This window comes from Vibrio sp. 704 (genome assembly GCF_033339295.1).
This window is the reverse complement of record NZ_JAWOUH010000003.1, coordinates 344,935-367,394: the sequence shown is the minus strand read 5'-3', so window position 1 is coordinate 367,394 and position 22,460 is coordinate 344,935. Positions and strand designations below refer to the sequence as shown.

Sequence of the window (22,460 nt, the reverse complement as noted above, 5' to 3'; positions counted from 1 at the left end):
TAAATCCGTATAAAACCCCGTATAAAAAACAACCGCCACTTCGGCTGGTTGATAAGGTCAAATTATGAATTTTGCAGTGATAGCCTCTCTAGCCGTCTTTGTTGGAATATTGTTCTTTCTATTTAATCAGCAACAAAAGAAACACACTCTTTCACGTCTCGTTTTGATCGGTCTTGTTACCGGTTCTCTTTTTGGTCTTGCTTTGCAACTCATTCACGGTGAAGGCAACAGCGCAATTGCTCAAACACTTGAATGGGTAGGCATTGTAGGCAGTGGCTACGTTGGTCTACTGAAAATGGTCATCATGCCACTAGTATTGGTATCGATGATCTCTGCAGTTGTTAAGTTGGAGAAAGGTGGATCTTTAGGTAAAATTTCTGGCCTGACCATCTCTGTTCTTCTAGTAACGACTGCAATTGCTGCACTTATCGGTATTTTGGTGACAACGACATTTGGCCTGTCAGCAGAAGGGTTAACTGAAGGTGCGCGTGAAACCGCTCGTATCGCCGTTTTAGAAAGCCGTGCCGGTACAGTAAGTGACTTAACTATTCCTCAAATGCTAGTTAGCTTCATTCCAACCAACCCATTTGCTGATCTAACAGGTGCTCGCTCGACATCAATTATCGCTGTTGTGATTTTCGGCGTGTTAACTGGTATCGCCGCTCGTAAAGTGATGATGGAAAAAGCAGAGTTGGAATCACCGATTCGTACTTTCGTAGAAGCTGCTCAATCTATCGTTATGCGACTAGTGAAGATGATCATGGCCCTAACGCCATACGGCATCGCAGCACTGATGGCAAAAGTGGTAGCGACATCAAGCGCAGGCGACATCCTAAACCTACTTGGCTTTATTGTGGCGTCTTATGTTGCTATCGCACTGATGTTTGTTGTTCATGGCGTATTAGTCTCTTTTGTCGGCGTTAGCCCTGCGGAATACTTTAAGAAAATCTGGCCTGTACTGACCTTCGCGTTTACATCTCGTAGCTCAGCAGCAACAATTCCACTAAACGTAGAAGCGCAAATCACGAAGCTTAACGTACCACCAGCGATTGCAAACCTATCAGCATCGTTTGGTGCCACTATCGGCCAAAACGGCTGTGCGGGTATCTATCCTGCAATGCTTGCAGTGATGGTAGCTCCGACAATGGGCATCAACCCACTTGATCTACACTTTATCCTGTCATTGATTGCGATTATCACCATCAGCTCATTTGGTATTGCAGGTGTCGGCGGCGGTGCGACGTTTGCAGCCTTGATTGTTCTTCCTGCAATGGGCTTACCTGTGACCATCGCGGCACTGCTTATCTCTATTGAACCACTGATTGACATGGCACGTACCGCACTAAACGTTTCAGGCTCAATGACTGCGGGTACAATTGCTAGCCGAGTGCTGAAGTCACCAGAAAGTGAAGCAACATTGGAAGAAACACGAGCATAGAACTCAAATTCCTTCCAAAGCGATAAAACATAAAATATCAAGCCGATGGTTCGCCATCGGCTTTTTTCATTTTCAAAAATTCAACTTGCATCTTTCGTTGCTAGTCAAGGCGTTGAATGGTCTAATACTGTCATCGGTTTTGTAAACGGTAAGCAGAATGCACCAAGATAATCAGCCCACTTTTTTCTTCTTTGATTATGAGACATGGGGAACCAACCCCGCGAAAGATCGCCCAAGCCAGTTTGCAGGTGTTCGTACAGATGAAAACTTTAATATCATCGGCGAGCCTTTAGTCATGTACTGTCAACCACCGGCTGATTATCTTCCGTCTCCTGAAGCTGCGCTTATTACTGGTATTACTCCGCAAAAAACGGTTCAAGAAGGCCTTTCTGAGCCAGAGTTTATCGCTAAGATTCACACTGAACTCGCGAGACCAAATACCACCAGTTTAGGCTACAACAGCATTCGCTTTGATGACGAAGTGACCCGTTATACTTGTTATCGCAACTTTATCGATCCATACGCATGGAGTTGGCAAAACGGTAACTCACGTTGGGATTTACTCGATGTACTACGCGCGTGCCATGCCCTTCGCCCAGAAGGCGTAGAATGGCCAGAAAACGAAGATGGCTTCACTAGCTTTAAATTAGAACACTTGTCTGTGGCTAACGGCATAGAACATAGTAACGCGCACGATGCCATGGCAGATGTGATTGCGACTATCGAAATGGCAAAGAAAGTAAAAGCAGCGCAACCAAAATTGTTTGATTACTTTTTTTCTATGCGCCAAAAGCGCAAGCTCAATGATTTAGTCGACATCGTCAACATGACACCGTTGATGCACGTTTCAGGCATGCTAGGGCGCGAATGTCAGTACACTAGCTGGATTGTGCCTGTTGCTTGGCATCCAACCAATAATAACGCCGTTATCACCATCGATTTAGCGAAAGACCCTCAACCTATTCTTGAGCTATCCGCAGAAGAGCTGCACGAAAGACTCTACACTAAGCGCGAAGATCTTGGTGAATTGCTACCAGTGCCAGTTAAACTAGTTCATTTGAACAAATGCCCTATTCTCGCCCCTGCAAAAACGTTAACGGCGGAAAACGCAGAAAACATCGGCATTGATCGTCAGAAGTGTCTCGATAATTTGGCACTACTTCGCCAGCACCCTGAGATTCGAGAAAAACTAATCGGCTTGTTCTCTATCGAACGTCAATTTGAAAAAAGCGATGATGTGGACACTCAACTTTACGACGGATTCTTCTCTCCGGCCGATCGCGCAGCCATGGATATCATTCGCGAAACCGATCCGAATAATCTTGCTGCATTAGACATTGAATTTGATGACAAGCGTATTAAACCTCTATTGTTCCGCTATCGTGCGCGTAACTTCCCAGGCACATTAGACGAGCAAGAACAAAGACGCTGGGCACTACACTGTCGAGAAGTGTTTGAAAGCCAAATTGAAGAGTACATGCTGAATTTAGAAAACTTAGTTCACGAACATGAAAGTGACGAAAAGAAGATTGCGATATTAAAATCCGTGTACCGTTATGTAGAGAGCTTAGCTTCCTAACTCCTCCTAATACAAGCGCACCTTATGGTGTGCTTGTTGTTTATATACTGTCAAAATGATTAAAGAACGATTCTTACAACTGATCCAACTGCTCATTTCAATCTTCCTCATCATGGGAGCACTTGGCATCGGAATTACCATTCAAAAGTTCACTGGCGTTTCCGTTCCAGGAAGTGTCATCGGTATGCTCGTACTGTTTTTCTCCATGACTCTTGGGCTTGTAAAAGTCGACTGGGTCAAACCGGGCGCCACGCTATTTATCCGCTATATGATCTTATTGTTCGTTCCTATCAGCGTCGGATTAATGCAGCATTTCGACCTACTACTCGCGAATGCGCTCCCTATCATCGCTAGCGCGGTTGGCGGTTCACTCATTGTACTGGTCAGCCTCGCTTGGCTGCTAGATTACTTGCTACAGGAGAAACACTGATATGTGGTTAGTTGTTACCATTGTGGTTTTTCTTATCGCTCGCCAAATCGCAATCAAAGTGAACAATCCTCTAGCAAACCCTTTGCTGATCAGTATCGCAGTGCTCATTCCTTTGCTTACTTACTTAAATGTGCCATTTGAAACGTATTATGCGGATAACGAAGGAATTAGCTTTTTGCTTCAACCTGCTGTAGTTGCTCTGGCTTATCCACTATATGAACAACTACCACAAATTAAAGCAAACTGGCGAATCATCACTTTCGCTTGCACAGTAGGCAGTGTGATGTCGATGATGACAACCACCTTGATCGCAGTCGCTTTCAAAGCGGATATCAGTTTAATCGCGAGTCTAGTGGGTAAATCCGTCACTACACCAATAGCGATGGAAATATCGAGTCACCTCGGTGGTGAAGCCGCCGTTGCAGCGATCTTGGTTCTGATTGTCGGTTTATTGGGCGCAATTTTGGCATACCCAATTTACAACTTGATTGGAATTAAACACCCGATTGCACGTGGTCTGACAATGGGTACAGTCTCTCATGCCCTAGGCACCGCTACTTGTGCAGAGAAACAGCCCATAGATGCCGCGTTCTCATCACTCGCATTGGTTTTATGTGGGATCATAACTTCTATTTTGGCTCCAAGTTTTTTTGCTTTGGCGGTCTGGCTATATCAATAGTTAAGCGCTCTCGGTCTGCCCTCCTTCCGGCAGGCCGTAGCCTTTCCATTTCTTACTTATCCCTTTCAAAATCCTATCTTATCTAGCAACCTCACCCAGTAATATCGTGAAGGGACTTGATCGAGATATACATTCATAGCGTTAGCATTCTAGATGCTACCACTCGCTCTAGATTACGTAGGTATAAAGTAGCATAGCGGTAAAAGTCGCGTTAGTAACATACTCCTGCTCCTTGGTCATATGAATATATACTGATATGGTTAATTGTGAGACGGAGATAACGCTTCACACCTGTGCAATCGAATACATGTGTGAGCTCACTCTAATTATGTAACAGAATTATCAATTGCATTATTTATCGTGATCTAACGCACGGAACATTTCTATCTTTCACATAGAATAACTGTCCATGCAATAACAAGGATTCAACATGAAAAGTCGCATTGAACAGGCGCTAGCAGGCGCTCCAGAAGCACTTTCCAAACAACTTGCTCCTATCATCCAAGCTGATGATTTTGATGCTACGCTTTCAGTTCAACAATTTGAGCAGTTGCTTTCAGCTACCGGTCTATCAGACAAAGAGCTTCGTGTTGCGCTACTTCCTTTTGCCGCAGCGTACTCCTATGCTCCCCTTTCTGACTTTTATGTCGGCGCTATCGTTCGTGGTCTTTCAGGTCGCCTTTACTTCGGTGCCAACATGGAATTCTTTGGTGTACAGTTGGGTCAAACGGTTCACGCAGAGCAGTCTGCGATTAGCCATGCTTGGATGAAAGGCGAACGTGGTGTTAAGGATATCACTATCAACTTCAGCCCATGTGGTCACTGCCGCCAGTTCATGAATGAGTTATCTACCGCAAACGAGCTTAAAATCCAGCTCCCAGAACGCGAAGAAAAGTCACTTCATGAATACCTGCCTGAAGCCTTTGGACCAAACGATCTCGGTATCGAGTCCGGCTTAATGGCAGAAGTTAAACACCAATTCTCATGTGATGATGAAGACGCACTCATCCAAAGTGCAGTTGAAGCGATGAACATGAGCCACTCTCCATACACCAACAACTTGAGTGGTTTAGCATTAGAGATGACTAGCGGCCGTGTATTCCAAGGCGCTTATGCAGAAAATGCAGCGTTTAATCCTAGCTTGCCACCGCTACAAGTTGCGCTAATCCAAGTTTTACTTGCGGGTGAAACCTTTGACAGCATCAAAGCCGCTGCATTGGTAGAAAACTCTGAAGGTAAGATCAGTCACTTAGCCGATACGCAATCAACGTTGGAAGCGTTGAATCCAGATATTCCGCTTAGTTTTGTCAACGTATAAACGACAAATTCAACAAAAAGCTCTACAACATGTAGAGCTTTTTTATTACCTAAAAACCAAAAGCAAACGTTTGCTTTGTCATAAAACTTCAGTATGATCTCCTGCAATTTCTGTCTCATCACTCTATTTTGTAAGGGAACACTATGTTTGGCACTGCAACTAGCGCAAATGCTACCCGTGTATTACTTTTAGGTTCTGGCGAACTCGGTAAAGAAGTCGCCATTGAATGCCAGAGACTTGGTTTAGAAGTGATTGCTTGTGATCGCTATGCCAATGCTCCAGCGATGCAAGTCGCTCACCGTAGTTATGTTATCGACATGTTAGATGGGAACGCCTTAGAAGAAGTTATTACGAAGGAACAACCTACTTACGTCGTACCAGAAATTGAAGCCATCGCAACCGGCAAACTGGTAGAGCTTGAAGAAAAAGGACTGAATGTTGTTCCAACCGCTAAGGCAACCAGGCTAACAATGAATCGTGAAGGTATCCGACGTTTGGCAGCAGAAGAACTGGAATTGACGACTTCACCTTATCGTTTTGCAGATAACTTTGAAGACTTCAAAGCCGCGGTTGAGCATGTGGGTATTCCGTGCGTGGTGAAGCCTGTGATGAGCTCTTCAGGTAAAGGGCAAAGTGTTATCAAGACCGAAGACAACGTTACAAAAGCATGGGATTACGCTCAGGAAGGCGGGCGTACGGGTGCAGGTCGCGTTATCGTGGAGGGTTTTATCGACTTCGATTACGAAATCACTTTATTGACCATCAGAGCCGTTGACGGTGTGCATTTCTGTGCTCCAATTGGTCATCGTCAGGAAGATGGCGACTACCGCGAATCATGGCAACCGCAAACTATGTCAGAAAACGCAGTAAAAGCAGCTGAATACACGGCTGAGAAAGTGGTAAACGCGCTCGGTGGCTACGGCATCTTTGGTGTAGAGCTATTTGTTAAAGGCGATAAAGTCATTTTCAATGAGGTCTCTCCTCGCCCTCACGATACGGGTATGGTTACAATGATTTCACAGGAAATGTCTGAGTTTGCTCTCCACGTGCGCGCGTTTACCGGAATGCCAATTAATAATATTGTGCAATATGGCCCATCTGCGTCTGCTGTTATTCTTGGACAAGGAACTTCCACAAACATTCGCTTTGAAAACCTAAGCAAAGCTTTAGCTCAACCTCAAACACAAGTTCGTCTATTCGGTAAGCCAGAAATCGATGGTCGCCGCCGTTTAGGTGTTGTCCTTACGCGACGAAAAACCACCGAAGAAGCCGTTCAAGATGCTGTTGAAAGTGCTTCAAAAGTGAATATCATTTATTAAATACGAACCACTCATACAAAAATAGCGCAGCTCAAATTGCTGCGCTATTTCGTGTTCCAAACCGAAGAGAGCCTATTCACTCTCGATTAAGTACACTTCTTCAGAGAAGCGACTTAAGCCTTTTTTCGCAATTTTAGGATGATTCTCGTCAGCTTCATCTACGTTCAAACAAGTAACTTTGTAACCTGAAAATAACTGCTCAATCTCTTCGACCGGCACGCTAAATGGAGGCCCCGCCATCTCTTCTTGAGGATAGTTGAGTGTAACAAGCAAAATACGACCGCCTGGGTTCAAAAGTTGCTTGAGACGCTCTACATACTCCTCTCGCATATCTTGCGGTAAAGCAACCAACGCGGCGCGATCATAAATGATATCGGCTTGAGATACTGGTGCAGTGAAAAAGTCCCCAGTATAAATAGAGAGCTCATCAAATTGATAAAGCTCGTGCATGCCATTAAGAGGCGTTACCGTTGGCGTGTAAAAATGTTCAGCAAAAAAGGCACGCACAGCAATATGGCTTAGCTCAACACCTTCAACCGAATCATGCTTCATCGCTAGCCAAATCAAGTCTTCTGACTTTCCACATAAAGGAACTAACACTTTATCTTCACGCTTTGGATTAGTGTGTTTCCAATATACTGGTAATAGCGGGTTTACATCTTCCAAGTGAAATCCGATCTGATTGCTGGCCCATTTGTTATGCCAAAATTCTTGGTCTCTCATTTTACTTTCTACTTGTCGGCTGTTTTCATTTTGAGAGGTAAGACTAACGTTTTTTTTCAATTTGTCTATGCCGTTCATCTTTGGTTAATACTGCGGTGATAGGATGTAATCGGTCTCATAGGAGACGCGCCTTTATCTGATAATCAGAATAAAGAAAAGAGAAATGGTGATCTAACGCACGATTCTACTTCAAGATAAAACTGAAACCTTGGAATCTTTCGTAATGGCCCCATTTATAAGTTAGTACCTGATTTGCCGAACTTAGCGACCTTTATGTTCCCTATTTTCTAAGTACAAGCAAGTTAAGGAGAGTGAATGAGCTTATTTCTTCGTACTACAGCATTGATGCTTTTGGTACTTAGCCGTGCACCGGCATTTGCCGCACTTCCAATTACCCCTGCGCCTAGTGGCGAACAAAATCGTTCAACCAGCCAAAACGAAGTTTGTTCGAAACTTTTTAAACACAGCCTTAGCGGTTTATATGGCATTCAGTCAATCGACACCACACCAACTCAGCCATATTCTGACTTCGACATCCTTTACAGCAAAGCTCACCAAGCACAATTTGAACTTGAAACTATCTGTAAGAGTACCGCACTTCTTAATGACGCTCAGCCATACTTCGCAGGCGTGAAATCCAAACAACGAGCAGAAGAAAAGATAGCTTTAGAGTTAGATGGGAAAGTTGAACGTATTACTGACCTAGCACGTGCAACGATTGTAGCTGAAGACGTCGCGAGCTTAGTCTCCATTTATGAAACGTTAGAGCGTGAAACAACTATTGTGAAAGTAAAAAATCGATTCAAAAAACCTGGCCCTTCAGGATATAGAGACTTGAACTTGCTCGTTCGTTTACCAAAAACAAACCTAGTAGCCGAAGTTCAACTGCACTTGAAAGCAATCGCAGATGTAAAAAGCGGTCCCGAACACGACCTATACGAAAAAATCCAGAAACTAGAACGTCAAGCGATGTTGGAAAAACGTGAGCTAAGCGAAATAGAGCTTGCCTCTATTCGCAACATGCGTACACAGTCTAAGAACTTGTACCAACAAGCATGGCAACCATACTTAACAACGCATCTAGAAGCGGCGTAACCGATATCATTAAGCGTCTCTCATAAACAGAAAAACCACCGCATTGCGGTGGTTTTCATTTGTATGCACACGAATTTTACGCAAAAAAAGACCACGCCTTAGCGTGATCCATTTATTCGGCTTACTGTACTTTCTTCAGGTTTTCTACACGAGCTTTTAACTTCTGACCCGGGCGAAAAGTCACTACACGTCGAGCAGTAATTGGAATATCTTCACCAGTTTTCGGGTTACGACCAGGTCGTTCATTCTTGTCACGAAGATCAAAGTTACCAAAACCTGACAGTTTTACCTGTTCGCCACTTTCCAGTGCCTTACGAATCTCTTCAAAGAACACTTCCACCGTTTCCTTGGCGTCCCGCTTACTAAATCCTAATTTATCAAACAGGTTTTCTGCCAGTTCGGCTTTTGTGAGCGCCATAAAACTTTCCTCAAAGCTATGTTAAACAATGCTACGTTAGTGTAGCGCCAGAGCAGTTTTACCCTACCAATTCAACAACATATCGGGGTTACATCAGGAAGTGTATGACAAGCTTATGATTTTCGCCAACTTTTTTCTTGGCGAACAAAAGGAATAGCACTACGTAAATTATTGTTAAACGCCAGAAATTTGATATTTTTGTTTTTGTTTCATCTTTATCAGGAAAAACATCCAGATTATAAAACTAAAAGTAGTTTAAATATCAACATTAAACACTATTTAATAAAAATATCAGATATTGGTTATTTAACAGACACTTAACATAGAACTTGTCGTAAATTCAGTGATTTGTATGTAACTCGATACGTAACAATTAGATTAAAAGGTATGACCACCTGTACTTTGTAACTGTGCTTAGAAAGCTTGATTAAACCCACGCTTCTCGCTGTTTAACGATGACGCCATATATAAAGATTGATAATGTGGAAGTTCGTGTATTTCCTCATTAGCTTCTTACACTGCTTCTAGGCGACCATGATTAATCAAATCATAAATATTCTTTTCCCTGTTTTTGCTCTTGTCGGAGTTGGCTATTTGGTCGGTCGTTACATCAAGCCTGACTTTCGCCCAATAAACCGCATTAATATTGAGGTATTCACGCCAGCACTGGTATTTTCGTCACTCGTTAGCATGCCGCTCGATTCAAATCAGGGGCCGCTTCTTTTGGCGGCAATTGTCGCGGTTTTAATTCCCGCACTACTCATGATCCCGGTATGTCGATGGACGTCACTCTCGTTTAAAACCTGGGCGCCACCACATATGTTTCGCAATAGCGGAAATCTAGCTATTCCTTTGTTTACCTATACGTTTGGAGAAATTGCGCTGTCGTCAGCAGTGCTTTTATTTGTCGTGTCAGCATGCTTGCATATCAGCTTAGGCGTAATGCTGCTTAGTCATGGCAACCCTTTTAAGCAAATAGTCAAGATGCCAATCTTTTTAGCAGCGTCGTTGGCTCTGTTTCTCAACGTGTCAAATGTGGGTGCATGGGCGCCTTTATACGAAGCCACGGCTCTACTTGGGCAAGCGGCCGTACCCGTGATGCTTTTATCTCTGGGGGCACAAATGTGTCATTTAAGATTGGACGGTTTAAAGATTGGTGTGTTGTGTACCGTGCAGTCACTGGCAACTGGTGCTGTCGCTTTTGCACTTATTTATTGGTTAATTCCCCTTCCAACGATGCAATTACAAATGATGGTGCTCTTCACAATGCTGCCGCCAGCCGTCATGAATTACCTATTTGCGGAAAGGCTGAATATAGAACCCATGAAAGTGGCGTCAATGGTACTATTTGGCAACTTTTTCAGCATTCTTACGCTACCTCTTCTGCTTAGCTATACCCTCTCACTCGCTGCCTAACCGCCAACAAGCTATCGTTAGCGTGTATTAGCTGAAAAACAATACGTTCCTAATCTCGGGTAAGGGCCATCCCTAGTTTGGTCTAGTATTTTAAAGTAATGAGGGATGGTGCGAGCAGTAAGGAACTTGAACAACGATAAGGTAATCCTAAAAATAAAAAACCCTGCCAAACTGGCAGGGTTTTCATTTCTTAAGAAGATACGTTACGCGAGATTAGTCACGCAGAGACGCACCAAACTTCTCAGAAACGTGAGCAACGATAGCGTCAACCGCACCAGCGATATCAGCATCTTCAAGCGTACGCTCAAGTGACTGTAGAGTCAGAGCGATTGCTAGGCTCTTCTTACCATCTTCAACGCCTTTACCTACGTAAACGTCGAACAGTTTCGCATCTTTAAGGAACTCGCCACCTTGCTCTAGACAAGCGTTAACGATGTCACCAGATGCAACAGCTTCATCCACTACTACCGCGATATCACGACGGTTTGAAGGGAATTTAGAAAGTGCTACCGCTTCTGGGATCACTTTGCTGTTGATTGCAGACCATTCGATTTCGAATACGATAGTACGACCGTTTAGACCGAACTTACGCTCAAGCTCAGGGTGAACGGTACCGATCACGCCTACTTCTTTGCCGTCTACGATGATTGCCGCAGATTGACCTGGGTGAAGAGCTGGATTAGCTTTTTTGCTTTCAGGTGACAGTGCAGCGAAAGAGTACGCTTTTTCGTTCGCAGATAGCTCTAGAATCGCTTCTAGATCGCCCTTAAGGTCGAAGAAATCAACCGTGTTAGTTTCGATATCCCAATGTTCTTCACCGCGAGTACCAGCAATAACACCTGCAAGCATAGGCTCTTGACGCATGCCGTTTTCTGCAGATTCACATGGGATGAAACGTAGGCCATATTCGAATAGACGAACGCGTGGCTGTTGACGCTTTTGGTTGTGAACAACCGTGTTCAGCAGACCTTGGATAAGACCAAGACGCATTGCTGACATGTCTGCAGAAATTGGGTTTGGAAGCACTAGAGGCTCAACACCAGGTACAACTAGCTTTTGTTGCTCGGGCTCAACGAAGCTGTATGTAATTGCTTCGTGGTAACCACGATCAACAAGAAGATCACGAACGCGTTTCAGTGGAAGATCCGCTTCAACGTGGTTGTGCATCTTAAGTGCTGCTGCTGGGTGTTGGTTAGGAATGTTGTCATAACCGTAGATACGGCCAACTTCTTCAATCAGGTCTTGCTCGATAGCGATATCGAAACGCCATGTTGGCGCTACTGCCATCCAACCTTCTTCTGAAGCTTCAACAGTCAAACCTAGACGCTCTAGGATTTCTACTACGTCGCTATCTGCAATGTGGTGACCTAGCAGGTTGTCTAGCTTAGTACGACGTAGAGCAACTTTGTTTGGCTTAGGTAAGTCTGCTTCAGACTCTACTGCAACAACAGGTGCTACTTCACCGCCACAAATTTCAACAAGAAGCTGTGTTGCACGCTCCATTGCGCTTACTTGCAGTGCGTAATCTACACCACGCTCGAAACGCATTGAAGAGTCAGTGTGCAGACCGTAGCTGCGTGCGCGACCACGGATGTGGTCAGGTGCAAAGAATGCACACTCTAGTAGAACGTCTTTAGTCTCAGTTGTTACACCAGACTCTTCACCACCAAAGATACCTGCGATTGCAAGTGCTTTGTTGTGATCAGCAACAACTAGTGTATCTGCGTTTAGCTCTGCTTCGCTGCCGTCAAGAAGTGTTAGCGTCTCACCTTGCTCAGCCATACGAACTACGATGCCACCTTCGATCTTCGCTAGATCGAATGCGTGCATTGGTTGGCCTTGCTCTAGAAGAACGTAGTTAGTGATGTCTACTACAGGGTCGATAGAGCGAATACCACAACGACGCAGTTTCTCTTGCATCCATAGTGGCGTTTCAGCTTGAACGTTTACGTTCTTAACTACACGACCTAGGTAACGAGGACACGCAGCTGGCGCTTTCACTTCGATAGACACTTTATCGTCGATTGAAGGGGCAACTGCTTCTACTGATGGCTCAGTCACGTCAGCGCGGTTAAGTACGCCAACTTCACGAGCTAGACCACGAATGCTGAAACAGTCTGCGCGGTTTGCTGTTAGGTCTACGTCTACTGTTACGTCGTCTAGACCTAGGAATTCACGGAAATCAGTACCGATTACTGCGTCTTCTGCTAGTTCCATGATGCCGTCTGACTCAACGTCGATACCTAGTTCGGTGAATGAACAAAGCATGCCGTGAGAAGGCTGGCCGCGTAGTTTCGCTTTTTTGATTTTGAAATCGCCTGGAAGAACAGCACCAACTGTTGCTACTGCTACTTTCAGACCTTGGCGACAGTTAGGTGCGCCACAAACAATGTCTAGAAGCTCTTCTTCACCCACGTCAACTTTAGTTACGCGCAGTTTGTCTGCATCTGGGTGTTGACCACATTCAACAACGTGACCGACTTTAACGCCAGTAAAAGAACCAGCTACAGGAAGAACGTCGTCTACCTCTAGGCCGGCCATTGTAATTTGGTGAGTTAGCTCGTCAGTAGTAACCGCAGGGTTTACCCACTCACGAAGCCATGATTCGCTGAATTTCATGTTGATGAACCCTCTGGATTACTTGAACTGTTTTAGGAAACGAAGATCGTTCTCGAAGAACGCACGTAGATCGTTCACGCCGTAACGAAGCATTGTTAGACGCTCAACACCCATACCGAATGCGAAACCAGAGTATTTTTCAGGATCGATACCTACGCTACGTAGCACGTTCGGGTGAACCATACCGCAGCCTAGTACTTCTAACCATTTACCGTTTTTGCCTTTCACGTCTACTTCAGCTGAAGGCTCAGTGAATGGGAAGTAAGATGGACGGAAACGTACTTCTACTTCTTCTTCGAAGAAGTTACATAGGAAATCGTGCAGGATGCCTTTCAGCTGAGCAAAGTTTACGTTCTCATCAACCAGCATGCCTTCCACTTGGTGGAACATTGGCGTGTGCGTTTGGTCGTAGTCGTTACGGTATACACGGCCTGGTGCGATGAAACGGAATGGTGGTTTACCATTTTCCATCGTACGGATCTGTACGCCTGACGTATGAGTACGAAGCATCAAGTCTGGGTTGAAGAAGAAAGTATCGTGGTCAGTACGCGCTGGGTGATCAGCTGCGATGTTTAGCGCATCGAAGTTGTGGAATGCATCTTCGATCTCTGGGCCAGCCTCGGTGTTAAAACCAAGTTCGCCAAAGAACTTCTCAATACGCTCTACAGTACGAGTTACTGGGTGTAAACCACCGTTTTCAATACGACGACCTGGTAGTGTTACGTCGATTGTTTCTGCTGCTAGTTTCGCTTCAAGCTCAGCACGTTGTAGTGCATCTTTACGAGCTGCGATAGCTTGCTGAACGACGCCTTTCGCTTTGTTGATCTCTTGACCAGCTTCACGGCGTTCTTCTGGTGGTAGTTTGCCTAGGCTTTGAAGTTGAGCAGTTAGCTCACCTTTTTTACCCAGATACTGAACACGCACTTCATCAAGTGCGACTAGCGATTCGGCAGCTTCAATTGCAGTGCTCGCGCTAGCAATGATCTCTTCTAGATGTTGCATCGTTTCCTCATCTACCTGTAGGTAGTGTCCATAAGGGAGTGATTGGTTTTTTGATAGCTGTACATAGTAGCCAAACCGGGCACCAATGCCAAATTGAATTACGAAAAGAAGAGGTTATTGAATAAAAAGAGCACAAAAACGTCAAAAATGTCATCTTTAGTTAATCTGCCGTTTAGTTGTGCCCTTTTGTTTTAGAAATAGTATTGAATAGATAGCTCGATAAAATCGTCATCTCTAGCGAAGTAGAGCAAATCATTTGGTGTTTCATTTTTAAACAACCAAGCATCAATTTGCCACTTAACGTGATTCGATATTCGGCTCGATGCTTCTAACTTAGCATTGTAAACATCATCGTTATCTAAATCCTTCGTAATTCCCGTCAATACTTCCGTTCCGTCCTCATCATTGAGCGCCCAACGAATACCTGCAAACACATCATTTTGACCGATAGTTTGTGCGTTGTTCCCACGACTGTCATAGAGGTACTCACCAATAACTCCCACATCCCAAACCGTGTCAAATGCACCGACGAAGGTATACTCAAAACCCGTCACAAGACCGACATGATTATCAGCGCTATCTCGATAAACACTTTCTAGTTTCCATAACCAATCGCCAACGATTCCTTGCACATCCAGACCGACATGACTCATCAGAGCGTAGTAAGGCTTTAATTCTCCGTACTCAAAACGAAAGTAAGGATCCCGGTTTGTTCCATATAAATAGCTCAGGCCTACGTCCCAATCGCCAAGCATTTTCGAATATCGAAAAGCCACATCTACGTGCTTCTCTTCTCTGCTTGATTCATAGATAGCATCATCAGAGACAACGGGGTCGGTTCGCAAGCGGCCATCTGTACCCGCAAACGTTCGTTCCCTAAAGTAAGGTAACAACATTGCGTGGACGGTGCCCCAGTCTTTGAAAGAGGTAAAATGTAACATCGGCTGACCGAGTTTATCTTCACCATCGACGGCTTCAATGGTATCTGTTTGGTTTACTACATCAACTAAATGGGCTGATTCAGTCACTCCCCAAAAGACCTTACTAATCCCAACTCGAAGCTCATAATCATCCCAATAAGTCAGATAAAGTGCCTCTCGTATGTCACCATGACTTCGCTCATCGTCTAGACCATCCAGACGATAGAAAGGTGTGAAAGTAAAGTTTGCATCACCATTTTGCATCTCCCAGTAAAATTCTGGCTGCAAAACCAATGACGTTTGCGCTTTGCTCTGACCCTGAGAGCCCGTTTTAAAAAACTGACGATGCTCAATATTGACTTGTCCTGCAAGCTCGACGGCAGTCAGAGGCATCGAGTAAAAAAAGGCTGCTGCACTAAGCAACAACCCAGCATTTAATCGCTTCATTTTTCCTCCACTATCTCACTCGCTTCAACACATTCTTATGAAAGTCATTGTCTTGTAATCCAGTGTTAAAACGCATTTCGCTAGTCGTTAGCTCAGTACTTTTTCCTGTTTGATGGTTTGTCATCGCCATAGTGTGCGCTCGCCAATATTGGTTGAGATATTGCTTGTAATCGGAAAAAGAAAGCGTTTTTAACAAAGAGCCTTTGCGGTCGTAAAACTCAACTTTAAGTGGACGATAATGCGCTTTATCTAACCATACCGTTTGCTTGGTATAACCTGAGTTCTTATCGGTCGGAATTTGCTCTACGACGAAAACATCTTGCCCGTTTATGCTGTCATCTTTTAGGTAGTTGAAACGGTATTTTTCAATCTCAAAGGAACTGAGATCCTCATACGCGAATTCACTGCCCATAAAAGGACCTGATTTGTTACGCGAGGAAATACGTTTCACACGTTTCAGTGCAGGAAGGTAAAGCCATTGGTCATCGGCACCCACCGTATGAGAATGGTTAAGAAACGCCGTGCCTTTTACATCTCTCGGTTCATCAAATATCGTGAGCCCTTTGTCACCATCGCCATCAACTTCGAGTGATTGTAAGCGCATTAAACGTGTGCTGCTTTCTCCTTGCGCGTTTCGCAGAATCATTTGCATCGTAGCAACAGAATCCCCCCACCCTTCATCACGGGCTTTGCGCTCTTGGGCAATTTCTAGTCCTTTGGCTTCATCCGCCAACACCGCATGACTCATAATAAGCGAGACAGAAAGTACTGATACTTTTAAGGCATTTTTTACTAAATTCATGTTCGATCCTTTAATTCGTTATGACTGAGTAACAGTCTTGGTTTGAGAGTCAGTTGATTTAAGCTTATTTCGGCGCTCCACCTCGTCGTAAACGCCTTTGTCAAACAACATCAGTAGAGTCGGTAGGAAGATGAAATCCACAACAAGGGCAATAAAGATGACAATGGCACTCAGCTGTCCCATATCGGCATTTAAACGGAAGCTCGACATCGCCAGAACAGAGAAACCAGCAACAAGCACGACCGTCGTAATCCAGAGTGCGCGCCCCACGGTACGAAAGGCGTAGCGAACCGCTTGCTCCGCACTGTGGCCATCTTTACGAGCGTGTTGATATTTAGAAAGAAAGTGAACGGCGTCATCGACAACAACACCAAGCGTTAATGTCACAACGACAGACAATCCCAAGTTAATCTCGCCAGAAACCAGCGCCCAAATACCAAAACCAATAAGCGCAGGAGCAATATTCGGGACAAGACTAATTAAGCCAAGCTTGAACGAACGCAAGGCAAAGATCAGTAATGCAGAGATTAAGACAAGAGTAATGGGCAAGGTTGACAGCATGCTGGCCATATTCGTTTCACCAATATGCGCAAACATCAGTGAAGGACTAGACGCAACAACATCATATTGAGGCGCGTTTTCGTTAAACCATTGGTAAATGCGATTTTCCAAATCAACAAGCTCGACGCTGCCCAAGTTCTCCACGGTGAGAACCATCTTGATCGACGACTTATCTACATTGATTTGGTTGTTCAAATCTAAACCATACGGTAGTGACATTTCATAAAGCAGCAGATATTGAGCCGCTAATTCTCTGTCTTGAGGGAGCGAGTAATAAGCCTGATCATCTCCATGCATGTTCTTGTTTAGGCGCTTATAAACATCGCTCAAGGTCGCAACATGGTCCGTTTCTGGCTGCAACCTTAGCCAGTCAGTAAATTTACCCACGGAATTGAGAAAATTAGGATCGGCAATGCCCTGCGATTCGTTGGTTTTTATCGCGATACTGATGTTCGCCATGCCACTGATTCGCTCTTCCATAAAATCAGCCGCTCGGCGAAATTCATTGCTATGGCCAAAGTACTCGACGGATTCATCATTGACTTTGTTCAGCGGAATCAAGCTCGCACTCGCGACAATAACAAGCACCGACAACGGCAATAACGCATGTCGCTTTGACACCACGAAATCTCCTAAATGATCCATAAAGTGCTTTCTTTCATCAGAAGTATCCGACTTCACCGTAACCGGAAGGATATTAAGCAAGGCGGGAAGTAACGTGATGGAAAGGAAACAAGCAACCATGACGCCAAGGGCTGATAGGTTGCCGAAATCTCGCAGGATTGGAGAATCCGACATATTCATCATTAAAAAGCCGATCGCGGTGGTAATGGAGGTAATCAAGATAGGCATGAAATTGAGCGCAATACTTCGCTCAATAGAGTGGGCTTTACTAAAGCCGTTTTGCATAGACTGACGCATTGTCGCGATGATGTGTACACAGTCTGCGACGGCAAGCGTCATCACCAAGGTAGGCACATTAACGGTCGCCGTGCTTAAGAACATACCAGCCCATCCTGACAAGCCCATTGTAACCATAACCGAGCCGATAATAACGATGAGCGTCGCGATGACGCTAAGCAATGAGCGCAACATGATGGTCAGAAACACCAATATCACTAGTAACATAGTTGGCACTAATGTTGCGCTATCGTCTTGGGCTGCGGTCATAAACGCGTAGTTCATTGCAATAATACCAGCCTTGTGGAATTCCGTGTCTGGGTACACTTGCTGATAACGCTCAATCATTCCGTTTATGTAAGCAACCACCTCTTGTACTTCAGCAGTTTTATCTATTTCAGGGAGTTGGACCGTAATGTTTACGACCGTGACATCTCCTTTTTCAGAAATCAGTGAACTTTTCAAAACCGGCTCACTCAACGCAATACTTTTGACTTTCTCTATTCGTTGAGGTGTCAATTCATATTCGCTATACAGTAAATCTTCGACAAGAAGATCATCTTCAAACGCTTCGGTATGCTGGTAGTTAGCGAGGGAATCAACGCGGGTGGAGTATGGAACTTGCCACGCCTCGTCAGTGATCTGCTGAATAAGAGATAATGTGCTAGGAGTAAAAACAGTGCCGCTCTTTGGCGCTATAACCAAAGCAAGACTGTCAGATTTTGCAAAGGTGGTTTGAATTTCATCAAACGCAAGTAACTGCTCATTTGTTCCATCAAAGAAGATGTCGTAATCTCCTCTAAAGTAAAGATTTTTTCCTCCAATGGTTGCTATGAAAATCAATAAAACGGTAGCAAGCATCACCAATACACTGTAATTCGTTGGTAGCTTACCCCACCCTGAACGGGCGTATTGTTGAACGTTGTGATGTGGCATCACACTCTCCTTTTGTGACGTTTCGTCAAATTTAAAAACTAAAAAAAACAGCAAATGCTGTAAATAACCAGACAAACTCGACATGCAAACTTTAGATCGAATGAATTTGGCTACATAAGTTAGTTTTTAGTAACTTCCTATGCTTCTCGTGATCATTGGCTGAACGCCAACCTTCGAGATTCAATGACGATTCGTCACAATAGTGCGATAAAAAAGCCAACCATAACGTCAGATTGGCCTTTCCAGTTTATTAGCGATTCACTGACTCTAAATAAGCAAGCTCTTCACTAAATAACTCCTGCTCCACTCGACGCCAGGTTTTACGGTAGTCCCATTCTGTAGATAAAGGCGACCAACCTAAACCATCAAGTAACATATTCGCGTTGTGCAGTACTGAGAATGGGTCTTGAATTCGCTGAATACATCGACTGTTCGATGCATTTTGCGCCAAAGCGTTTGAACCGAATGCAATAGACCAGTTGGCGAATACAATAGCATCAGAACCAATTGCGGGAGAAAACTTAAGATCACCACATTCTACCGCATTGTTCACCAGCGCATCAGCACCATCTATTACTTGTTCTTCCAAGTTATTCAGTTCATTCACACGTTTAGGCGAAGCCTTCTCTAGAACCCAAGGCGTCTTTGCAACAATCGCACAAGTTGATAGTACTGGCTCCATACGAGCGTAAATACGATAACCTACATGCATCGCAATGATTTTTTCTCTGGTATTGCCATTAAATTTGGCGGTACGTTCGAAAAATATTGCTTCGCTTTTCAGCGAATGAATACAAAGCGCAAGAATCACATCTTCTTTGCTGCAAAAATGATTGTAGATCGTCCCTTTAGAATAAGGGCTTGACGCTGTAAGTTTGTCCATCGTTAAGTTGGCAAAGCCTTGCTCTTGAACTAGAGACTTAGCCAATTGAATAAGCTCTATCTCACGATCAGCAATCGCCTGTTGCTTTTTTGTTAGCCCTGAAGACACACGACATCCGTCTTGCTTACTATATTTTTTACAGCGAAAGTTAAACATAATCCTTTGATCCGTATACCAACACACTCCCAATAATTGTAACACGATTCTTTAATACAGGAACGTAACTAAAGTTGACGAACCGTCACAAATGACACTTCGTCATAATAGATCAAAAAACAAACATTTCAAGTATGAATTTATAATTAGAAGATAAATAGCCACCAATTATGCATACCCAAGTAGCTACAGAATGCTTGGTTCAACGAGAATGGTTTCTTTGTAGAGGAAGCGAGAGAGGCTTTGGGAGGAACAACGAAGGAAATCAGCATGTTAAAAATAACGAAAGTAGATGCTGAACAGGTATTATTCGAAATAAGCCCAAAACACTTTAAGTCTGAATTAAGAGCAAACACCGCTGAATGCCCTACTTACAAAGTATTTGCTGTCTTAGGCTTTTTCTTTTGCAACGCCCTTTCAGAAACTCTCTTCAAAAAAGGCTCAAAATCTATATAGATAGGCTTGGCTTATCACCTGCAGATGCGATGGCATAACGAATATCATCAATAAATCGCCCCTCTGTCTCAATAATGCCGTCAGAGAATGTGACTGGCTGATGTGGCCCAGCAAGTAGAACAATATTAGTAAAATCAGAGACATTAAAGTTCTCTGCTACAACATTTTTGGAATGAAAATCGATGACGGTCTTTGCGACTTGATCTTCCAGTAACAAAAGCTGTTCTTCGGTAATTTTCATACGCGCCAAAGCAACGCGAACACACTTATCGTGGGTAGTCGTCTGCTCTTTTATGATTTCGGTATATTTGTCGTTGAGCTTGGAGTTCTCTGCATAGCTATAATATAAAGGTCCGTGCAGCGTTATATTTTTATCTTCATCAACGTAAACGAGATCCAACAACTCTAATGCTTTTAAGTAATCGGACATGCTCTGCTCAGACAAGTCATACTTTTTCTTTAAAATAGAATAGCCGTCTTTACCTCGTAACATTCTCAATTCACGATAAAAGTCGTAAAGGTGAGGGAATTGAAAGAATACTTCATCCTGTGTGCGACTAAAGTAATCCTCGTCTTCACCTTGCAATTGATTTGCGAGCTTTTGTAGTTCATCTAACGTGCAATCAACCGCTCTACAATATTCCAGCAACTTATCTAAAGCGAGATTCGTGCTTGTAAGATGTCTCTTAAAGGTAGATAGTGGCATACCCATTTTCTCAGATAGCTCTCGATATGTTAGCCCTTTTGTTTTAATCGCTTGGCGTAATGCGGCTAGCAAGTATTCGGGAGTCAGATCTCTCATCTACAATTCCTTTTGGCAATGTTACAGCTGTATAGTATTTGTAACAATTTAGAACCGCTTGGCAAGGTATAAGTTCATATTTTTATAAGAAAAACATGAATTAATATACTGAAAAGAGAATTCACACAACAAATGAAAAATTCAATATGAATTCAATTTCATTATAGATATAAAATAATATGCAAAATAAAAGTGAAGCAATTACTCTAAATCATCGTGATTAATTTTAATAGTAACGTAAAGTTGAGAATATAAACCTATTCTCTCTACAAAAATCTAGAATAATTAACCTAAAAGGAACAGAACGGTAAATGCATAATAATTCACCGCTCTCTATTAGCATTTTTGCAATGCTATTCAAGTAGACTAGTCCGCTAGTTTCACTGCAGTACCAAATGCCAAAATTTCCGAAGAACCATCTACGATTGAGCTTGTGGTAAATCGAATCCCTACAATTGCATCGGCACCTTTAGATTCAGCGTCCGCCACCATGCGCTGTATAGCAATATCACGCGCGTCGGTCATCATTTCCGTGTAACCACGAATTTCGCCGCCAACAATGCTCTTGATACCCGCCATGAGGTCACGGCCAATATGCTTTGATTGAACAACATTACCAGTTACAACCCCTCTGATTTCAGAGATCTGCTTGCCAGGAATGCTTTCGGTCGTTGTGTAGATCATTTTTAATCCCTTATAAACGTAAAAATTTATACCCAAGCTACCTTATAACTAACATAAGATGCTAACCAATAAATTGAGAAGACTGATAAACAATACTCTAAATAGCCAAGCTAAAAGTCATTTGGGTATAAATTTTAGCAATAAAAAAGGAGAGCTAATGCTCTCCTTCTCTTAATCCTAAACTGCTAATTAAAGAGCAGCTTTCGCTTTTTCAACTAGAACTGCAAATGCAGCTTTGTCGAATACTGCGATGTCCGCAAGGATCTTACGGTCGATCTCGATAGATGCTTTCTTAAGACCATTGATGAAACGGCTGTAAGATAGACCATTTTGACGAGATGCCGCATTGATACGTGCAATCCATAGTTGACGGAATTGACGTTTCTTAGCGCGACGGTCACGGTAAGCGTATTGACCAGCTTTAGTAACTGCTTGGAAAGCTACGCGGTAAACACGTGAACGCGCACCGTAATAACCTTTAGCTTGTTTTAGAACTTTCTTATGACGTGCACGAGCTTGTACACCACGTTTTACGCGAGGCATTATGCTTCTCCTAAACTAAACGATTGATAACTAAAAAGAATTAAGCGTATGGCAACATACGGATTACTGCAGCCACTTCACATTTTGGAAGGATTGCATTCGGACGTAGTTGACGCTTGTTCTTAGTAGTACGCTTAGTCAGGATGTGACGTTTTGTAGCGTGCTTGTACTTAATACCACCAGCAGTTTTCTTAAAACGCTTAGCAGCACCTTTGTTGGTTTTCATCTTAGGCATGATGAATAACTCCGCATTGAGTAGGTTTAATAAACAACGTAATTAGGGCGAACAAAACCTAGCCGTTATGCCTTTATCGAAAGGAAAGCGGCTAGGTTT

21 protein-coding genes are annotated in these 22,460 nt (G+C 43.6%); 9 read left to right on the top strand and 12 right to left on the bottom strand.

Going from position 1 to position 22,460, the window contains the following annotated elements; genetic code table 11:
* The first annotated feature begins 64 nt into the window (after nucleotides 1-64).
* The 6 genes from R7R24_RS07660 (at nucleotide 65) to purT (ending at nucleotide 6,763) form a co-directional block, all read left to right on the top strand.
* Nucleotides 65-1,438 carry an L-cystine transporter gene (locus R7R24_RS07660; protein WP_005377885.1) on the top strand — a complete coding sequence of 458 codons (1,374 nt, stop codon included), beginning with the start codon at nucleotides 65-67 and terminating at the stop codon, nucleotides 1,436-1,438.
* A gap of 157 nt (nucleotides 1,439-1,595) precedes the next feature.
* Entirely contained in the window at nucleotides 1,596-3,017 is a 1,422-nt protein-coding gene (gene sbcB / locus R7R24_RS07655; protein WP_053306939.1) for an exodeoxyribonuclease I, read from the top strand.
* Nucleotides 3,018-3,072: 55 nt separating this feature from the next.
* The gene (locus R7R24_RS07650; RefSeq protein WP_005377887.1) at nucleotides 3,073-3,447 is read left to right on the top strand and encodes a CidA/LrgA family protein; all 375 of its coding nucleotides are present in this window, start codon (nucleotides 3,073-3,075) and stop codon (nucleotides 3,445-3,447) included.
* Between the two features lies 1 nt (nucleotide 3,448).
* Entirely contained in the window at nucleotides 3,449-4,126 is a 678-nt protein-coding gene (locus R7R24_RS07645) for an LrgB family protein (RefSeq protein WP_053306940.1), read from the top strand.
* A 430-nt stretch (nucleotides 4,127-4,556) separates the two neighbouring features.
* Nucleotides 4,557-5,444: a cytidine deaminase gene (cdd, locus tag R7R24_RS07640; RefSeq protein ID WP_005377892.1), complete on the top strand. Its 888-nt coding sequence runs from the start codon at nucleotides 4,557-4,559 to the stop codon at nucleotides 5,442-5,444.
* Nucleotides 5,445-5,587: 143 nt separating this feature from the next.
* Complete coding sequence (gene purT / locus R7R24_RS07635; RefSeq protein ID WP_191115719.1) at nucleotides 5,588-6,763, top strand: formate-dependent phosphoribosylglycinamide formyltransferase; 1,176 nt, start codon at nucleotides 5,588-5,590, stop codon at nucleotides 6,761-6,763.
* A 72-nt stretch (nucleotides 6,764-6,835) separates the two neighbouring features.
* Here the strand turns inward: purT and R7R24_RS07630 are convergent, their stop codons facing one another.
* Nucleotides 6,836-7,486 carry a thiopurine S-methyltransferase gene (locus tag R7R24_RS07630; protein ID WP_021707633.1) on the bottom strand — a complete coding sequence of 217 codons (651 nt, stop codon included), beginning with the start codon at nucleotides 7,484-7,486 and terminating at the stop codon, nucleotides 6,836-6,838.
* 315 nt (nucleotides 7,487-7,801) lie between these two features.
* Between R7R24_RS07630 and R7R24_RS07625 the strand changes: the two genes are divergently transcribed.
* Nucleotides 7,802-8,581, top strand: a complete 780-nt coding sequence (locus tag R7R24_RS07625; protein ID WP_025766820.1) for a phosphoribosylglycinamide formyltransferase — start codon at nucleotides 7,802-7,804, stop codon at nucleotides 8,579-8,581.
* Between the two features lie 121 nt (nucleotides 8,582-8,702).
* On the opposite strand, the gene ihfA is transcribed toward R7R24_RS07625, so the two are convergent.
* Complete coding sequence (gene ihfA / locus R7R24_RS07620) at nucleotides 8,703-8,999, bottom strand: integration host factor subunit alpha (RefSeq protein WP_005377899.1); 297 nt, start codon at nucleotides 8,997-8,999, stop codon at nucleotides 8,703-8,705.
* Between the two features lie 534 nt (nucleotides 9,000-9,533).
* Here ihfA and R7R24_RS07615 point away from each other — a divergent pair.
* Entirely contained in the window at nucleotides 9,534-10,415 is an 882-nt protein-coding gene (locus R7R24_RS07615) for an AEC family transporter (RefSeq protein WP_005377901.1), read from the top strand.
* A gap of 213 nt (nucleotides 10,416-10,628) precedes the next feature.
* On the opposite strand, the gene pheT is transcribed toward R7R24_RS07615, so the two are convergent.
* The 6 genes from pheT to R7R24_RS07585 all read right to left on the bottom strand — a co-directional run bounded on the left by pheT (nucleotide 10,629) and on the right by R7R24_RS07585 (nucleotide 19,641).
* The gene (pheT, locus tag R7R24_RS07610; protein ID WP_191115718.1) at nucleotides 10,629-13,034 is read right to left on the bottom strand and encodes a phenylalanine--tRNA ligase subunit beta; all 2,406 of its coding nucleotides are present in this window, start codon (nucleotides 13,032-13,034) and stop codon (nucleotides 10,629-10,631) included.
* Between the two features lie 18 nt (nucleotides 13,035-13,052).
* Entirely contained in the window at nucleotides 13,053-14,036 is a 984-nt protein-coding gene (gene pheS / locus R7R24_RS07605) for a phenylalanine--tRNA ligase subunit alpha (protein ID WP_005385470.1), read from the bottom strand.
* Nucleotides 14,037-14,227: 191 nt separating this feature from the next.
* Entirely contained in the window at nucleotides 14,228-15,403 is a 1,176-nt protein-coding gene (locus R7R24_RS07600; protein WP_054577913.1) for a hypothetical protein, read from the bottom strand.
* 10 nt (nucleotides 15,404-15,413) lie between these two features.
* Complete coding sequence (locus tag R7R24_RS07595) at nucleotides 15,414-16,205, bottom strand: outer membrane lipoprotein-sorting protein (RefSeq protein WP_025766823.1); 792 nt, start codon at nucleotides 16,203-16,205, stop codon at nucleotides 15,414-15,416.
* An 18-nt stretch (nucleotides 16,206-16,223) separates the two neighbouring features.
* On the bottom strand, nucleotides 16,224-18,602 hold the full coding sequence (locus R7R24_RS07590) for an efflux RND transporter permease subunit (RefSeq protein WP_182016173.1): 2,379 nt from the start codon (nucleotides 18,600-18,602) through the stop codon (nucleotides 16,224-16,226).
* 250 nt (nucleotides 18,603-18,852) lie between these two features.
* Entirely contained in the window at nucleotides 18,853-19,641 is a 789-nt protein-coding gene (locus tag R7R24_RS07585) for a TetR/AcrR family transcriptional regulator (protein WP_005377913.1), read from the bottom strand.
* Nucleotides 19,642-19,911: 270 nt separating this feature from the next.
* Here R7R24_RS07585 and R7R24_RS07580 point away from each other — a divergent pair, with 270 nt between their 5' ends.
* Complete coding sequence (locus R7R24_RS07580; protein ID WP_005377915.1) at nucleotides 19,912-20,097, top strand: hypothetical protein; 186 nt, start codon at nucleotides 19,912-19,914, stop codon at nucleotides 20,095-20,097.
* Here the strand turns inward: R7R24_RS07580 and R7R24_RS07575 are convergent.
* From R7R24_RS07575 to rpmI, 4 genes are all read right to left on the bottom strand, one after another.
* Complete coding sequence (locus tag R7R24_RS07575; protein ID WP_005377917.1) at nucleotides 20,090-20,899, bottom strand: helix-turn-helix domain-containing protein; 810 nt, start codon at nucleotides 20,897-20,899, stop codon at nucleotides 20,090-20,092. The two genes, R7R24_RS07580 and R7R24_RS07575, sit on opposite strands and share 8 nt — an antisense overlap.
* Before the next feature lie 366 nt (nucleotides 20,900-21,265).
* Nucleotides 21,266-21,583, bottom strand: a complete 318-nt coding sequence (locus R7R24_RS07570; protein WP_005377919.1) for a heavy metal-binding domain-containing protein — start codon at nucleotides 21,581-21,583, stop codon at nucleotides 21,266-21,268.
* A 189-nt stretch (nucleotides 21,584-21,772) separates the two neighbouring features.
* The gene (gene rplT / locus R7R24_RS07565; RefSeq protein ID WP_004727974.1) at nucleotides 21,773-22,126 is read right to left on the bottom strand and encodes a 50S ribosomal protein L20; all 354 of its coding nucleotides are present in this window, start codon (nucleotides 22,124-22,126) and stop codon (nucleotides 21,773-21,775) included.
* Nucleotides 22,127-22,166: 40 nt separating this feature from the next.
* Nucleotides 22,167-22,361: a 50S ribosomal protein L35 gene (gene rpmI / locus R7R24_RS07560; protein WP_005377932.1), complete on the bottom strand. Its 195-nt coding sequence runs from the start codon at nucleotides 22,359-22,361 to the stop codon at nucleotides 22,167-22,169.
* Nucleotides 22,362-22,460 lie beyond the last annotated feature (99 nt).

Bases quoted from the DNA above. Each gene is read 5' to 3' on its own strand.
- R7R24_RS07660 (WP_005377885.1), top strand. From the start codon at position 65: ATGAATTTTGCAGTGATAGCCTCTCTAGCCGTCTTTGTTGGAATATTG.
- rplT (WP_004727974.1), bottom strand. From the start codon at position 22,126: ATGCCTCGCGTAAAACGTGGTGTACAAGCTCGTGCACGTCATAAGAAA.
- R7R24_RS07625 (WP_025766820.1), top strand. From the start codon at position 7,802: ATGAGCTTATTTCTTCGTACTACAGCATTGATGCTTTTGGTACTTAGC.
- R7R24_RS07650 (WP_005377887.1), top strand. From the start codon at position 3,073: ATGATTAAAGAACGATTCTTACAACTGATCCAACTGCTCATTTCAATC.
- R7R24_RS07570 (WP_005377919.1), bottom strand. From the start codon at position 21,583: ATGATCTACACAACGACCGAAAGCATTCCTGGCAAGCAGATCTCTGAA.
- purT (WP_191115719.1), top strand. From the start codon at position 5,588: ATGTTTGGCACTGCAACTAGCGCAAATGCTACCCGTGTATTACTTTTA.
- R7R24_RS07575 (WP_005377917.1), bottom strand. From the start codon at position 20,899: ATGAGAGATCTGACTCCCGAATACTTGCTAGCCGCATTACGCCAAGCG.
- R7R24_RS07580 (WP_005377915.1), top strand. From the start codon at position 19,912: ATGTTAAAAATAACGAAAGTAGATGCTGAACAGGTATTATTCGAAATA.
- ihfA (WP_005377899.1), bottom strand. From the start codon at position 8,999: ATGGCGCTCACAAAAGCCGAACTGGCAGAAAACCTGTTTGATAAATTA.
- R7R24_RS07585 (WP_005377913.1), bottom strand. From the start codon at position 19,641: ATGTTTAACTTTCGCTGTAAAAAATATAGTAAGCAAGACGGATGTCGT.
- pheT (WP_191115718.1), bottom strand. From the start codon at position 13,034: ATGAAATTCAGCGAATCATGGCTTCGTGAGTGGGTAAACCCTGCGGTT.
- cdd (WP_005377892.1), top strand. From the start codon at position 4,557: ATGAAAAGTCGCATTGAACAGGCGCTAGCAGGCGCTCCAGAAGCACTT.
- R7R24_RS07595 (WP_025766823.1), bottom strand. From the start codon at position 16,205: ATGAATTTAGTAAAAAATGCCTTAAAAGTATCAGTACTTTCTGTCTCG.
- rpmI (WP_005377932.1), bottom strand. From the start codon at position 22,361: ATGCCTAAGATGAAAACCAACAAAGGTGCTGCTAAGCGTTTTAAGAAA.
- sbcB (WP_053306939.1), top strand. From the start codon at position 1,596: ATGCACCAAGATAATCAGCCCACTTTTTTCTTCTTTGATTATGAGACA.
- R7R24_RS07615 (WP_005377901.1), top strand. From the start codon at position 9,534: ATGATTAATCAAATCATAAATATTCTTTTCCCTGTTTTTGCTCTTGTC.
- R7R24_RS07630 (WP_021707633.1), bottom strand. From the start codon at position 7,486: ATGAGAGACCAAGAATTTTGGCATAACAAATGGGCCAGCAATCAGATC.
- R7R24_RS07600 (WP_054577913.1), bottom strand. From the start codon at position 15,403: ATGAAGCGATTAAATGCTGGGTTGTTGCTTAGTGCAGCAGCCTTTTTT.
- R7R24_RS07590 (WP_182016173.1), bottom strand. From the start codon at position 18,602: ATGCCACATCACAACGTTCAACAATACGCCCGTTCAGGGTGGGGTAAG.
- pheS (WP_005385470.1), bottom strand. From the start codon at position 14,036: ATGCAACATCTAGAAGAGATCATTGCTAGCGCGAGCACTGCAATTGAA.
- R7R24_RS07645 (WP_053306940.1), top strand. From the start codon at position 3,449: ATGTGGTTAGTTGTTACCATTGTGGTTTTTCTTATCGCTCGCCAAATC.